The sequence below is a fragment of the Caloramator sp. mosi_1 genome (genome assembly GCF_028622835.1).
In the GTDB taxonomy this organism is placed as follows: Bacteria; Bacillota; Clostridia; order Clostridiales; family Caloramatoraceae; genus Thermobrachium.
The window spans coordinates 2,170,862-2,185,527 of sequence record NZ_CP117677.1 but is presented as its reverse complement, the minus strand read 5'-3'; the positions used below and the strand labels follow the sequence as shown (position 1 = coordinate 2,185,527).

Annotated in this window: 13 protein-coding genes, 2 tRNA genes and 6 pseudogenes; 4 read left to right on the top strand and 17 right to left on the bottom strand. The window is 29.8% G+C overall.

Annotated elements, in window-relative coordinates; translation table 11 throughout:
- Positions 1 to 126: 126 nt before the first annotated feature.
- The 5 genes and pseudogenes from PL321_RS15455 to polA form a co-directional block, all read right to left on the bottom strand.
- A tRNA-OTHER gene (locus PL321_RS15455) sits at positions 127 to 209 on the bottom strand.
- 86 nt (positions 210 to 295) lie between these two features.
- Positions 296 to 639: pseudogene (locus PL321_RS15450) on the bottom strand (lytic transglycosylase domain-containing protein).
- A 133-nt stretch (positions 640 to 772) separates the two neighbouring features.
- A complete protein-coding gene (locus PL321_RS15445) occupies positions 773 to 1,033 on the bottom strand; it encodes a dephospho-CoA kinase (RefSeq protein WP_273962606.1) in 261 nt (86 codons plus the stop codon).
- A gap of 14 nt (positions 1,034 to 1,047) precedes the next feature.
- Positions 1,048 to 1,380 (bottom strand): dephospho-CoA kinase, encoded by a 333-nt coding sequence (gene coaE / locus PL321_RS15440; protein WP_273962605.1) that lies wholly within the window; start codon positions 1,378 to 1,380, stop codon positions 1,048 to 1,050.
- A gap of 8 nt (positions 1,381 to 1,388) precedes the next feature.
- A pseudogene (gene polA, locus PL321_RS20360) lies at positions 1,389 to 3,921 on the bottom strand (DNA polymerase I).
- A gap of 298 nt (positions 3,922 to 4,219) precedes the next feature.
- On the opposite strand from polA, the gene PL321_RS15410 reads away from it, so the two are divergent.
- From PL321_RS15410 to ychF, 3 genes and pseudogenes are all read left to right on the top strand, one after another.
- Positions 4,220 to 4,423: a hypothetical protein gene (locus PL321_RS15410; protein ID WP_273962600.1), complete on the top strand. Its 204-nt coding sequence runs from the start codon at positions 4,220 to 4,222 to the stop codon at positions 4,421 to 4,423.
- Positions 4,424 to 4,447: 24 nt separating this feature from the next.
- Positions 4,448 to 4,533: transfer RNA gene (locus PL321_RS15405), tRNA-Leu, on the top strand.
- 104 nt (positions 4,534 to 4,637) lie between these two features.
- Positions 4,638 to 5,733, top strand: a pseudogene (ychF, locus tag PL321_RS15400) (redox-regulated ATPase YchF).
- 338 nt (positions 5,734 to 6,071) lie between these two features.
- Here the strand turns inward: ychF and PL321_RS15395 are convergent.
- The 4 genes and pseudogenes from PL321_RS15395 to PL321_RS15380 form a co-directional block, all read right to left on the bottom strand.
- Positions 6,072 to 6,524 (bottom strand): hypothetical protein, encoded by a 453-nt coding sequence (locus PL321_RS15395; RefSeq protein WP_273962599.1) that lies wholly within the window; start codon positions 6,522 to 6,524, stop codon positions 6,072 to 6,074.
- A gap of 107 nt (positions 6,525 to 6,631) precedes the next feature.
- Positions 6,632 to 7,251: pseudogene (locus PL321_RS15390) on the bottom strand (AAA family ATPase).
- 166 nt (positions 7,252 to 7,417) lie between these two features.
- Entirely contained in the window at positions 7,418 to 7,543 is a 126-nt protein-coding gene (locus PL321_RS15385; protein ID WP_337960863.1) for a hypothetical protein, read from the bottom strand.
- 59 nt (positions 7,544 to 7,602) lie between these two features.
- Complete coding sequence (locus PL321_RS15380) at positions 7,603 to 8,085, bottom strand: Lon-like protease helical domain-containing protein (protein WP_273962598.1); 483 nt, start codon at positions 8,083 to 8,085, stop codon at positions 7,603 to 7,605.
- Positions 8,086 to 8,402: 317 nt separating this feature from the next.
- Between PL321_RS15380 and PL321_RS15375 the strand changes: the two genes are divergently transcribed.
- Positions 8,403 to 9,476, top strand: coding sequence for an ISL3 family transposase (locus PL321_RS15375; RefSeq protein WP_273964333.1), 1,074 nt, complete (start codon positions 8,403 to 8,405; stop codon positions 9,474 to 9,476).
- 243 nt (positions 9,477 to 9,719) lie between these two features.
- On the opposite strand, the pseudogene deoC reads toward PL321_RS15375, so the two are convergent.
- The 8 genes and pseudogenes from deoC to PL321_RS15335 form a co-directional block, all read right to left on the bottom strand.
- Positions 9,720 to 10,395 (bottom strand): annotated as a pseudogene (gene deoC / locus PL321_RS15370) (deoxyribose-phosphate aldolase).
- A 174-nt stretch (positions 10,396 to 10,569) separates the two neighbouring features.
- On the bottom strand, positions 10,570 to 10,983 hold the full coding sequence (locus PL321_RS15365) for a 4Fe-4S dicluster domain-containing protein (RefSeq protein WP_273962597.1): 414 nt from the start codon (positions 10,981 to 10,983) through the stop codon (positions 10,570 to 10,572).
- Positions 10,980 to 11,423, bottom strand: coding sequence for an NADH-quinone oxidoreductase subunit B family protein (locus PL321_RS15360; RefSeq protein ID WP_273962596.1), 444 nt, complete (start codon positions 11,421 to 11,423; stop codon positions 10,980 to 10,982). The genes PL321_RS15365 and PL321_RS15360 overlap by 4 nt, the downstream gene beginning before the upstream one ends.
- Before the next feature lie 16 nt (positions 11,424 to 11,439).
- Entirely contained in the window at positions 11,440 to 11,904 is a 465-nt protein-coding gene (locus tag PL321_RS15355) for an NADH-quinone oxidoreductase subunit H (RefSeq protein WP_273962595.1), read from the bottom strand.
- 23 nt (positions 11,905 to 11,927) lie between these two features.
- A pseudogene (locus tag PL321_RS15350) lies at positions 11,928 to 12,267 on the bottom strand (NADH-quinone oxidoreductase subunit H).
- A gap of 8 nt (positions 12,268 to 12,275) precedes the next feature.
- The gene (locus PL321_RS15345) at positions 12,276 to 12,398 is read right to left on the bottom strand and encodes a hypothetical protein (protein WP_273962594.1); all 123 of its coding nucleotides are present in this window, start codon (positions 12,396 to 12,398) and stop codon (positions 12,276 to 12,278) included.
- Between the two features lie 14 nt (positions 12,399 to 12,412).
- Complete coding sequence (locus tag PL321_RS15340) at positions 12,413 to 14,308, bottom strand: proton-conducting transporter transmembrane domain-containing protein (RefSeq protein ID WP_273962593.1); 1,896 nt, start codon at positions 14,306 to 14,308, stop codon at positions 12,413 to 12,415.
- Positions 14,305 to 14,655, bottom strand: a complete 351-nt coding sequence (locus tag PL321_RS15335) for a sodium:proton antiporter (protein WP_273962592.1) — start codon at positions 14,653 to 14,655, stop codon at positions 14,305 to 14,307. Before PL321_RS15335 ends, PL321_RS15340 begins: the two co-directional genes overlap by 4 nt.
- Positions 14,656 to 14,666 lie beyond the last annotated feature (11 nt).

Sequence of the window (14,666 nt, the reverse complement as noted above, 5' to 3'; positions counted from 1 at the left end):
ATCTATCTTGCTAAAATCATTATCAAATAAGAAAGGACAGGCATTCTAATCTAATGCCCGCCCCAACTATTGACAAAGAGCCTTTTTAAAAATAAAAGGCCTAATAATAGGCCTTATAATCAAAAATGGTGCGGAGAGCGGGACTTGAACCCGCACGGGATACCCACACGCCCTCAAACGTGCGCGTCTGCCGATTCCGCCATCTCCGCTTACATAAATAATATTAGCACTATAATATCTAATTGTCAATATCCGTATAAATATATTGATATAATTTATAGTATTTTTTATTTTTTTACATAATTTTTGTTTCATTAAAGGGAACCAAATCGACTTCAAAATCCCTACCCAATATTTCTATCCATCTATTTACATTAGTAGAACCTGCATTATATGCCATAAGTGCAAGTTCTATATTCCCATTATACTGATCAATCATTCTTTTAAGATAAAAACAACCATATTTAATATTCATCTCTGGTTCAAATAATTTTTGTTTTTTAAAATTTTTATCTTTAATTAAATCTGCAATATACTCACCTGTTTTTGGAGTAATTTGCATCAAACCAATAGCTCCTTTTTTGAAACAGCATTTTCCTTAAAATTACTTTCTGCTTTTATAACAGCAAAAACTAACATTGCATCAACATCATATTGTTTTGAATACTTGTAAACCAAATCGTTATACTTTAATGGATATATCTTTTTTAATATTAATTTATGATTTACAGCTACAAATATAATTAAAATTAAGCATAAAATTCTCAAGACTTTATTCATTATTTCCTCCATTTAGTGCTATATTTAATAATATGTCTACTTGTTCATATGTATATCTTAGGTCTTTGGAATTGTTAATAATAAAATCCGCAAGCTTTATTTTTTGTTCAAGAGGCATTTGTGCATTTATTCTTTTTATTGCATCTACTTCATTTATTTTGTCTCTTTCAATCAGTCTTTTTACTTGCGTAGTCCTATCAACATAAACTAACCATTTAATATCACATATCTTATCCCAATTGCTTTCAAACAAAAGAGCTGCGTCAATTATACATAAACCTTTTTTATTTTTAAACAATTATCAACTCTTCTTTTTATTTCACTTAGTATTATTGGATGTGTAATTTCATTCAGCCTTTGTAGTTTATCTAAATTATTAAATACAATATTACCAAGCCTTTTTCTATTAATAGTTAAGTCATCCTCTAATATCTCTTTGCCAAACTCTTTAACTACAAGAGTATATGCTTTTTCTCCAACTTTATATATCTCCCTTGATATTAAATCTGCATCTATGACATCTATTCCCTTTAATTTCAAATAATTAGATACTGTTGATTTACCTGAGGCTATCCCTCCTGTTAAACCAATTATTTTCATATCATCACCTACTTAGCTTCATACCAATTATTTGCCCATTTTATATCGACAATTAAAGGTACCTTCAATTGTACGCAATTTTCCATCTCAAATCTAACTATCTTTTTACCTCTTCTATTTCATCCTTATGAACTTCTAAAACTAATTCATCGTGAACTTGAAGAATTATTCTTGATTTTAGTCCTAATTCATTTAACTTTTTATATACGTTTACCATTGCTATTTTAATTATATCCGCTGCAGATCCTTGTATCGGTGTATTCATTGCTAACCTTTCTCCAAGCATTCTTATATTTCTATTTGAAGAATTTATTTCTGGAATAAATCTTATTCTATTGAATATAGTCTTCACATATCCATTCTCTTTAGCTTGCTTAATAGCATCATCAAGATATTTTCTTACACCTGTATATCTTGCAAAATAGTTTTCAATATATTCCTTTGCTTCCTTTCTTGAAATCTTTAAATCCTGTGATAATCCAAAATCACTTAATCCATAAACTATGCCAAAATTAATTGCCTTTGCTCTACTTCTTTGAATAGATGTAACTTCATTAATTGGAACATTAAAAACCTCCGATGCAGTTCTCTTATGTATGTCCTCACCATTTACAAAGGCTTCAATTAAATTTCTATCACCTGAAATATGTGCAAGTACTCTTAATTCTATTTGAGAATAGTCTGCTGTTAATATGTAAAAATCACTGTTTTCTGGCTCAAAAGCACGCCTTATTTCTCGTCCCTGCTCTAATTTTATTGGTATATTTTGAAGATTTGGTTCAGTACTTGATATTCTTCCTGTAGCAGTTATCATTTGATTAAAATTAGAATGAATCTTTCCATCAGACTGTACTGCACTCATAAGTCCATCTATATATGTTGTCTTTAACTTTACAAGCTGCCTATATACTATAATTTTCGTTATTATTTCGTGTTTATCCCTTAGTTCTTCAAGAACATCAGCATTAGTTGAATAACCTGTTTTTGTTTTTTAATAACAGGTAGATTTAATTTTTCAAACAAAATAACTCCTAATTGTTTAGGTGAATTAATATTAAACTCTTCCCCTGCTAAATCGTATATTTCTGTTGTTAGTTTATCTATTTCTTCTGATAACTTAAATCCAATTTCTTGTAATACCTCTCTATTTATTTTAAAGCCACAGTGTTCCATAGATGCTAACACTTCTATCAGCGGAATTTCTACTTCATACAATAGTTTTTCTAAAGAATACTCCTTTATCAATTTAAGCTTATCTTCTAATATTTGTTCCATCATACCAACAAATATTGGAATATGTTCCTTTTTAGTTCACTCTCGTTTATATTTAGCAAATCAGCTATTACTTTGTTGTTTGAAGAAAAATCATTTGAAGGATTTAATAGATACATTATTATTCCTAAATCATTTCTTAACCCCTTTAAATTTATATTAATAGTTCTTAGTCTATTATAAAGTGCTTTTGCATCATATGTGTTTTTGTATATATTTCCATCTTCAAATATATTTTTTATCTCCACAAAATCTATCCCTTTTAATGCGTATCCATTTTCAAAAATTAATAAATCTTCTTCTTTATTGTAGTAAAAAATATTTCATTTTTATCTTTTAAGTATGATTTTAAATTATCTATACTAAAATTAAGTTTAACTGTTTCCTGTTCATTATATTTTTGTTCATTTCTTTTTGGTATTTTATTAAATAAACTTTTAAAATCTAATTCTTGGAATATTTCCATTACTTTTTTATAATCACACTTTTCTATGTCCATTTCATTAAGATTAAAACTAATAGGAACATCTTTATTAATGGTAGCCAACTTTTGCTTAAAAATGCCTGATCTTTATAATTTATTAGATTATCCTTGACTTTTTTAGCTGTTATTTTATCTATATTTTCATATATATTTTCTATACTTCCAAACTCATTTAATAATTTTAATGCTGTTTTCTCTCCTATACCTGGAACCCCAGGTATATTATCCAAGCGTCTCCCATTAATCCCTTTAAATCTATTATTTTATTTGGTTCAAAGCCATATTTTTCTTTAATAGCCTCTATATCATAGGTTTCAACATCTGTAATTCCTTTTTTGTAATTAATACCTTAGTTAAATTAGTTACTAATTGTAATGAATCTCTATCCCCCGTTAGTATATATATTTCAAACCCCTCTTCTTCAAATTTCTTACTCATTGTACCAATAATATCATCTGCTTCATATCCTTCTATCTCGTATATTCCAACGTTAAAGGCTCTAAGTAATTCCTTTGCTATAGGAAATTGCTGTGAAAGTTCATCCGGCATTTTCTTTCGACCTGCTTTATATTCTTGATATTCAATATGTCTAAAGGTAGGTGCCTTTTTATCGAAGGCTGCTGCAATATAATTGGGTTGTAATTCTTTTATAATTTTTAAAAGTATTACTGACATACCATAGACTGCATTAGTTTTCTTACCCTCTTGATTATTCATCGGAGGTAGTGCATAAAAACTCTATTCATTAAGCTGTTAGCGTCTATTATTAAAAGTTTATTCTTCATAATCTATATTCACACCCCATTTTCTTTTTTAATATAATAACATTATATTAAATATTCTTCAATTGTTTATTAGATATAGAAATATTTTAAAATACTGATATAATATAAATTGAAAAGGAGGTATTTAAATGCAAATTTTATATCAAATTTTTCTAATTATTGTTTTAACTATTATTTCGCTGTCTATCTTTAATGTATCTAAACCCTATCTAATTAACTTTTTAAGAATAAAAAATGGTTACTTTTTGTATTTATTACATTGACATTGTTTTTCCCTTTTATTTTTAAAGTATACTATGTGAAATCGCTCACACTACAACTTCTTCAAACTACTCTATTCGTTGTTTTATTTTTAACCTATTTTGAATTAATTCGTTTAGCAAAAATAGAAAAGCAAAAACCTGTTGTTGGTCGACCAAAACCAAAGCCAAATAGAATTAAAAAGGCAGTAAGTAAATCTGCCTTTACTTTTTATAAATGTTCTATTGACAAAATTATATAATTATGTTAATATCAAATTGACCTTGCCGAAGTGGTGGAATTGGCAGACGCGCCGGACTCAAAATCCGGTGGGGTAACACCCGTGCGGGTTCGACCCCGCCTTCGGCACCAAAGGCTGCATTTGCAGCCTTTTATTTTACCTCTTGATAAATCTAATCCTTTTTGCTAAAATTTAATTTGTGTAGCTTATAGAAAATAGAGAAAGGAAGATATATATGAAGCTTGGTATTGTAGGACTACCTAATGTAGGCAAAAGTACACTATTCAATGCAATAACTCAAGCTGGTGCTGAATCAGCTAATTATCCCTTCTGTACAATTGAACCAAATGTTGGAGTTGTTGCTGTGCCTGATAAAAGACTTGATGTACTTGCTAAAATGTATAACCCTGAAAAGTTACCCCTGCAATAGTTGAATTTTATGACATTGCAGGATTGGTAAGAGGTGCAAGCAAAGGTGAAGGACTTGGAAATAAATTTCTATCACATATAAGAGAAGTAGAAGCCATTGTTCACGTAGTAAGATGTTTTGAAGATACAAATATTGTTCACGTAGAAGGATCTGTTGATCCAATTAGAGATATAGAAACAATAAACTTAGAATTAATATTTTCTGATATGGAAGTTTTAGATAGAAGAATAGAAAAGACAAGAAAAACTGCAAGATCAGGGGACAAAAAGCACAAGAAGAACTCAATTTTATGGAGAGACTAAAATCACATTTAGAACAAATGAAACCAGCTAGAACAATTGAAATGACAGAAGAGGAAAAGGAATTTTTAAAGCAATATTTCCTTCTTACATCAAAACCTGTTTTATATGTAGCAAATCTTTCTGAAGATGATATAATAAATGGTTATGAAAATAATAAATTATTGAATAAGGTATTAGATTATGCAAAGGCAGAAAATTCTCAAGTAATTCCACTTTGTGCAAAGCTTGAAGAAGAAATTTCAATGCTATCCGATGATGAAAAACAAGAATTTTTAAGTGATTATGGTCTTGAAGAACCTGGATTAAATAAATTAATAAGAGCCAGCTATAACTTACTTGGATTAATAAGCTTTTTAACAGCTGGCCCAAAGGAAGTTAGAGCGTGGACTATTAGAAAGGGTACTAAAGCTCCACAGGCTGCAGGAAAAATACATTCTGATATTGAACGTGGTTTTATACGTGCAGAAGTAATATCCTATGATGACCTAATAGAGAGCGGTTCTGAAACAGCAGCTCGTGAAAAGGGACTTATTAGGCTCGAAGGCAAAGAATATATTGTACAAGATGGAGATGTAATAGTTTTCCGCTTCAATGTATAATAGGCTGCATTGGCAGCCTATTCTTTTTATTTTTATCCTTTACTCCCTTTAATTTTTCAATTCTTTTTAAAATCTTTTCCTCTATATAATCAAAATTTTTGCTTTTCCTACCCTTTTTAAAACTCGGTTCTAATATTATATCGAAGCAATCTTCTACGCTATTAACAGTATAGATACTAAATTCTTTTTATTAACTGCTTCTACAATATCATCATCTAAAACTAAATCCTCTAAATTTGATTCTGGTATAATAACTCCCTGCGTCCCATCTAAACCATACAGCTTGCATATATCGAAATATCCTCTTATTTTTGTATTAACTCCACCAACTGCTTGAACTATCCCTTTTGATTTACTGACCCTGTAATTGCAATACCCTGATTTATAGGTATTTCACCTAAACTTGAGAGTAACGCTACAGTTTCAGCTAAAGTTGCACTATCGCCATCTATTTCACCATACATCTGCTCAAAGCAAATACTTGCATTAAAGGATAAACTACTATTTTGACCAAAACGTTCGCCTATATACCCTGTTAAAATCATTGTTGCCTTATTAAAAATATTACCACTTAATCCTACCTCTCTATCAATATTAATTATATTACCTGTCCCACAGAAGGTATTTACAGTAACTCTATTAACTCTTCCAATTTCATAATCCCCATAATCTACTACTGATAATGCATTAATCTGTCCAACTTTATAGCCTTTAACTTCTACTATATATTTATTTTTAGAATATAATTCTAAAAATTCATCTTTAATCAAGGAATTTCTCTTCTCCTTCATTTTTAAAGCAACCTTTATGTCATCTCTTTCTATAAATTTTTTCTTATTTACTTTTGCTATGTGATTTGCCTGCTCAAGAATTTCTATGATAGTTGAGATATTTGCTGTTAAATAGTTTTTATTTTCAGAAATCTTTTTGAGTAATAAATAAGTTCCTCTATTCCATCAAAGGTAACATCTTTAAATTTCTTTTCCTCAATTATATATTTTATAAGTTTTAGGAAGGAATCTATATTTTCTTTATTATCTTTAACTTTATTTTCAAATTCAGCTTTTATCTTAAATAATTTTTTAAAATCTTCATCATAATTATATAAAATATAATATATTTCAGGACTGCCTATCAAGATGACCTTTGTTTTAATTGGAATAGCTTCTGGCTTTAAATTTACTATTGGTATAATATCCAGTTGGTTTTTAAAATTTTCAATTACAATTTTATTCAACATTAAAGTTCTTTTAAAGCTTCATATCCCCAAAAGCTTTCAAGCAATTTTCGTACATCTATAACCAAATATCCTCCATTAGCAAAGTGAAGACTCCCTGGCTGTATCATTGTGAAATCAGTCACTAAGTTACCTGATTTGTTTTCATATTCAATTAATCCTATGAGTTTTTGGTATTCTGGTGTTTCTTCTATAATAACAGGAGCCCCATCTTCTGTATGGTTAACAAGAACATTGACATCATACCTTGATAAAAATGCCTCCAAAAATTCCTTATCCATATTATCAATATCAATAAAAACGTCTAAGTTTTCTGTAATATCATTTTTTATTGAATAAAGATATTTTATCAACTTATCATTATAACTATATTTATCTGCTAAAGAACTCATTTTATCTTCTATATACATAGTAAAAAACTAAAATCTAAATCTTTTAATTTTTGGTTCATTTCCTTTTAATAAGCTTTGTTTTTCTTAGAACTTCATATGCTAAATTTCTTAGTTCATTAACATTTTTATTGATGGTATCTTTTTCTTCTTCAGGTAAATCGATATATTCCTGTTCAGTCATCTCTTTGTTATTACTGTTTATTGGAATAAATGCAAATCCATCATTTGTATACTTAAAAATCAGTTTTTATCTTTTGACTTTTCATTTAATTCTTCAGCTAAATCTATAATCATCTTTTCATAGTAATCAACAACATCATTTCTTCGTTTTTCATATTCCTCGCTATTAAAAATTTCCGTTATTTCTTCGCTTATCTCATCAATAAACTCATTTAAATCATTTTTAAATAAATTCGCAGTTCCTGGCTTTAATTCTATTGCTATAGGCTTATACATATCTTCAAAATTATAAACGTAAACCCAATCAGAAGGTGTTTTTTCTTTCTCAGCTCTTTTTCTTAACATATCAATTAAATAACTTCTTTTTCCGATTCCTTCATATCCACAAACATATATATTATATCCAAACTGTTCCATATCAAGTGCAAAGTTAATTGCATCTATAGCTCTCTCTTGATCTATCAAGGTGTACTGTGGTTTTATTTCTGATGTATTTTTAAATTTTGGTAGATTAACCTTTACTATAATATCTTCTCTGGACAATTTTTTGCTGGTGACATATGTTCACCTCCTTACTTAATATATAATATTCTGTAGTTGTTATTTTAAGGATAAAAAATTAAGGTTCTATAATAAATGTTGGGGCGTAGACCCAGCATATTTTTTACAAAAAATATGTGCACCTGATTAGACACCTGGTAAAATTAAAATAACCAAACAAAAACCTTACCTGAAAGGAGGCATCCATCAAGTGCACACTAATAATTCTATCAAAAATTTATTAGGTTTTAAAGATGTTATTATAAAAAGATTATTCATAATGACACGTACATTGAGATATACTTAGAAACTAAGAAAAAATTTGTACTTGCCCTAATTGTAATTCCAAAGTTACAAGAGTTCACGATTATAGAATTCAGCGTATTAAAGACATACCCTTATTCTTTAAACATACTTTTATCATTCTTAAAAAACGTAGATATCGTTGTAATGCCTGCGGCAAAAAATTTTATGAACATATAGAATTTTTACCTCGTTATCATAGAATAACTAATAGATTAGCTATGTTTGTAATTTATGAATTATCTAATGAATATAGTATGACATCAGTTGCTAGAAAAACTAATCTATCTATCGATACTATAAAACGTATTTTTGATAATGTATCTTACTCTTCTCCTACTAATTTACCTAAAATAATATCTATAGATGAATTTAAAGGTAACTCTGGTGGTTCTAAATATCATTGTGCAATAGTCGATCCTGTTAATCATAAAATACTAGACATTATTAAAGATAGAAAAGAGCATATTCTTATAGATTATTTTAGAAAAATTAAAAATCGCGATAGCGTTACACACTTTATTTGTGATATGTGGCAACCCTATATTGATTTAGCTAAAACTTATTTCAAAAATGCTGTAATTGTTATAGATAAATTTCACTATATTAGACAAGTCATATGGGCAGTAGAAGCGGTAAGAAAACGTATCCAAAGAGAACTATCAATTAAATTAAGAAAATACTTTAAAAGAAGTAAAAAGCTTATTTTAAAAAGATATGGCTTACTTGATACAGATTCAAAGTTAGCTTTACAAGTTATGTTTTCTTATAATAGTGAATTAGCAATTGCCCACACTTTAAAGGAAAAGTTATTGAGTATTATTGATGCTTCACCTTCTTCTAACGAAGCTCGTGTCCTCTTAAAAGATTGGATTAAACTTGCACAAAATAGTGGTATCAATGAATTGAAAAGATGTGCAAATACCTATATCAGATATTTTAATGAGATTTGTAATTCTTTTGATATTCCTTATACAAATGCTTGTATAGAAGGATTTAATAATAAAATCAAAGTTATTAAAAGAATAGCCTTCGGCTATAGAAATTTTGATAGATTCAGGAATAGAATTCTTCATTGTTGTAATAAATAATCTGTTAAATATTGTATTTTAGGAAATCCAACTATCGTTGGTCTTTTTGTCGTGCAATTTTTTAAGGGTAAACTCCCCTCATCCTATCTATCTTGCTAAAATCATTATCAAATAAGAAAGGACAGGCATTCTAATCTAATGCCCGCCCCAACTATTGACAAAGAGCCAAAATTAAAAGTCCTCTAATTTTTATTAGAGGACTTTTAAAAGTTCAAGTTTTCTAAAAGACACTATGTCTAATTATTAATAAGCCTTTTCTTCATTTGATTTTCCAATTATTTTCAAAGAAGAACTTGCACCTATTCTATTTGCCCCAGCTTCTATCATTTTAACTGCATCTTCAAAACTATGTACTCCGCCTGAAGCCTTTACACCCTTTTCACTACCAACAACTCTTCTCATCAATCTTACATCCTCTTCTTTAGCTCCCCATTTGCTAAAACCAGTAGATGTTTTAACAAAATCCGCTCCTGCTTCAATGGATAACTTGCAAGCAATTTCTTTTTCTTCATCAGTTAAAAGACAAGTTTCAATTATAACTTTTACCAAAGCTTTACCCTTTGCTGCATTAACAACAGCTTCTATATCCTTTTTACATAGTCATATTCTTTTGCCTTTAACATTCCAATATTAATAACCATATCAACTTCTTGTGCACCATCTTCAATGGCTTTTTTGTCTCATAGGCCTTTACATCATATGAATTAGCTCCTAAAGGGAAACCAATAACTGTACAAACCTTAACATTTGTTCCCTTTAGTTCATCTGCTGCCAATTTGACATAACAAGGATTAATACAAACTGATGCAAAATTGTTTTCCTTAGCTTCTTTACAAACCTTCTTTACATCCTCTGGTGTTGTTTCAACCTTTAGTATAGTGTGATCAATAATTGATGCTACATATTCTTTTGTAATCATACTATTCCTCCTTTCAAAGTTGCAATATATATTTTAACTTAAAATAATGAAATTTTCAAATACTTTATATTAATCATTTTTATTCACATCTATGTAAAGAGCTGTTGACATAAATGCGTCAACAGCTCTAAAAACTATTCTGCCTTTGCCTCTTCTTTTTAGTCTCATTATTGTTTATAGGAGCAGTAGCTGGCTTTGCAGGTGGTACAGGTGGTTTAGGTGGTGCTTTTTAATAAAAGTACCTCTAACCATTAATTCCTCTTCATCTTCAGCTATCATTAGATAATCTTTAGTTAATTCAATAGCCTTTCTTGCACAGAAATCTTGACAAAGCTGACAGAAGGTACATTGTCCCATATAGAATTGGAAAGTAATCTTATCGCCTTCTTCAACCTTTTCAATAGTTCTTGTTATTGCACCTGGTGCACAAACTCTAATACACATACCGCAGTTTACACATTTTTCTGGATAAAAGGCAATTTTACCTCTATAACCTTCAGGTGCTTCTTTTACTTCCTTTGGAAAATTTTCAGTTGAAGGCTTTGAAAACAAAGATTTTACTGCTTCTTTTAAATAAGGAAATTTCATTTCATTGCCCTCCTTTTTTCTTTTAATATCTCAACAGCTCTTACTAATCCCGCCATTATAGCTTCTGGTTTTGGAGGACAACCAGCAATTGATACATCAATTGGTGCGTATTTATCTAATGGTCCTTCAACACAGTAACTTCCACTGAATACATTACAGGACCTTGGGCAAGAACCTAATGATACCACAACCTTTGGATCTGGTACCTGTGCTAAAGTTCTTATAAGTCTGTCTTTGGATTGTGATGTTATAGGCCCTGAAACTACAATTATATCTGCGTGTCTTGGAGAACCTGCAATTTTAAAACCAAATCTTTCAGCATCATATCTTGGAGTTATTACTGAAACAAGTTCAATATCACATCCATTACAAGATCCTGTATTTAAATGATATAACCAAGCAGATTTTTCTAATCCCTTTTCAATTAGCTTTTCAAACATTTAAACACCTCCTAAATTACAACCCAAAATAAACAAGTATTAAACTTAATATTGCAAGGGCTGTAGGGTAAGTCCAATAAAATTTTAAAGTTTGTTCTACTCTTAATCTTGCTGTTATAGCCTTTAAGAGTGTTATAGAGAAGAACATTACAATAAACATTAAGACAAATTGTATTATCGCATCAACAGCTAATATTCCTGTTCCTGATCCACTTAAGAAAAGTGTAACAAATAGTGAAGTCATAACAAGCATTTTAATTGCGTGGTTTAATTTAAAAATCGCAAGTGGTGCTCCACTATATTCAACAAGAGGTCCTTCACAAATTTCTATTTCTGCCTCTGCTATATCAAAGGGTAAACTTCCAACCTTACAAGGTATTACAAGAAGCATTGCAATAAATGCTGGTATTATACTCAACTTGGTAAATAGCGGACCATATTGAGCTTGATATTCAACTATTTGTGATAGTGAAAATGTCATTACACCATTATTTAAAGCTAAACCTACTTTTTAGCAACTGCAAGTAAAGATACAACCATTGGTAATTCATAGGATATTATAGCAACCATTTCTCTTGAGATTCCAACTCCTGCATAAGGTGAACCTGATGCCGAACCACCAACGATTAATGCTACTGCAGGTATTGTTAACAAGTATATTACAACTATTAAATCAGCATATGTGCTAAATGGACTAAACTTAAAAACTGGAATAAATAGCGAAACTGTAATTAAACTAATTAAACCTATTACTGGTGCAGCTAAAAATGCTTTTTGCGGCATTTCTTGGTACTATTGTTTCTTTTCCAAGTAATTTAAAGAAATCATAAAAAGGCTGTAATATTGGAGGTCCTATTCTTTTTGCATTCTTGCAAGAAGCTTTCTATCTATTCCTGCTAAAATTAGTCCTCCTATAACACAATAAATTAAACCTGGATAAAGTAAAATATATAGAACTCTTTTTAGTAATTCCACCTTACAGTCCCTCCTTATCTAACAAAAGTGAAAACATATAGTAATATAACTGCTGCAGTTATTACAACAGAGAGGGCATAGTCATTAACCAATCCACTATGAATTCTATGCATAAAATCAAAGTAGTGTCTAAATTGATATTTTAAGCCCCAGAACAAATCACTTCCACCTACGTGTGAAAACTCAGCTGATTCTCCACTATAGAATACATCGTATTTTGCATCTTCTTCATCTGCATAGCTAAATTTCTTTGGATTAAATCCTCCAAGGACTGCAACCATAGTAAATGCAAGTAATAGAATTCCAAATAGTATCAACCAAGCTATTGGTTGCCAATATCCAGCTAATTTATAATCGATAATTGGTGCAGTACCTATATTTTTATAAAATTTTGCTGCAAAATCCTTTCCCATCATTACTTCTACATATTTTGCTGAATTCATAACAGCATTTGCAGCTGGTGTAATTAAATATTTTGTCACTGCTGAAGGTACTATACCGCCTATAATACATAAAACTGCCATAATCCACATTGGGATTCTCATTGAAAGTGGTACTTCTTCTACATTTTTAAATTCCTTTGGTAATTGTCCAAAGAATGCTGATTGTGCCACCTTTATAAAAGAAGCTAATGTCATAACACTAACAATTAAAGCAATTATAGTAACAGGAGCATAACCTGCTTCATAGGATGCTTGGTAAATTATCCATTTTGACACAAAACCATTAAAAGGTGGTATACCACTTATTGAAAAGGCACCTATTAAAAATATTAGTGCTGTTTGAGGCATTCTTTTTGCAAGTCCACCAAGTTTATCTAAATCTGTAGTTCCAGTTGCATAAAATACTGCCCCTGCACAAAGGAATAATAATCCCTTAAATAATGTATGGTTAAGTGCATGGTATAATCCACCTGTTATACCAAGAGCTGTTGTTAATCCAATACCTGTTATTACATAACCTATTTGTGAAATACTATGGAATGCTAAGAGTCTCTTGAAATCGTGTTGTGCAAGAGCCATAGTTACACCAATAAACATTGTTACTGTTCCCCAGAAAATTAGTAAAAATTGCATTGAAGGTAAATTCATACTTTGATATACTACATAAATTATTCTTAAAATACCATAAACAGCTGCTTTATTTACTATTCCTGAGAATAACATTGATATTGATGAAGGAGCCACCATATAAGCATCTGGGGCTACAAAATGTGTAGGAACAGCAAATACCTTAACAGCATAACCTACTATCATCAATGCAAGTGCAAATAAAGTTATTGGAGTATATTTATTATATAACTCACCTGCAAGCTGAGCTAAATTTAAAGTATGGAACTGTGCATAAATAATTACAGTAGCTAAAAGTATTAAAGATGAACCAATTGAACCAATCGCAATATATTTAAAACCTGCTTCAACTGCTTCTGGTCTATCATTTCTAAATGCAGTTAATGCAACTGATGCAAAGGTCATAATTTCTATCATTACATACATATTAAAAAGGTCTCCAGTAAATATAAAGCCCATTACACTTGCTGACATCATTAAGAACAAAACATAATATTTATCTTTTCCAGTTTCCTTTTCAATATATCTAAAGGAATAAAGTGCTGAAATCACAATTGATAGGGATATAAATAAACCAAAGAATAAACTTAATTGGTCAACCTCTAATCCTATTCCTATAGCCCAATCTTTAATAGGACTCCAGTTACCCATCCAATAAGTAATTATTTCACCTTTACCAATAATTGGACCATACATCATCAATGTAAAAATAAAGGATAAAAATGTTACTATTAATACTATTGAATTTCTAAGCATTTCATTTTTTTCTTTTATCAAAGCAACAATAAAAGCTCCTATAAATAAAGTAATTATAGATAAAATAGGTAAATGTTGTGTCATCCTTTTAACCTCCTTACCTTATCGGTATCAAGAGTACCATAATGTTTGTTAATCATAATTACAAGTGCCAGAGCAAGTGCTGTTACACAGGCACCTATAACTATTGATGTAAGTGTTAAAGCCTGTGGTACAGGATCAACAAAGAAGGAACTCCTATCAAGCTCATTTATAGTAAATATAGGAGCTGTTCCCCCTGCCTTAAATCCAACACTTATAAGCAAAAGATTTATACCATAATCCAGCAATCCCATTCCTATAACTATCTTCATAAAATTCTTTTTAGTAACAATTGTATATAAACCTAATACTATAAGAATTATACAAGTTATATAATTCAGTAATAACATTTAATCACCCC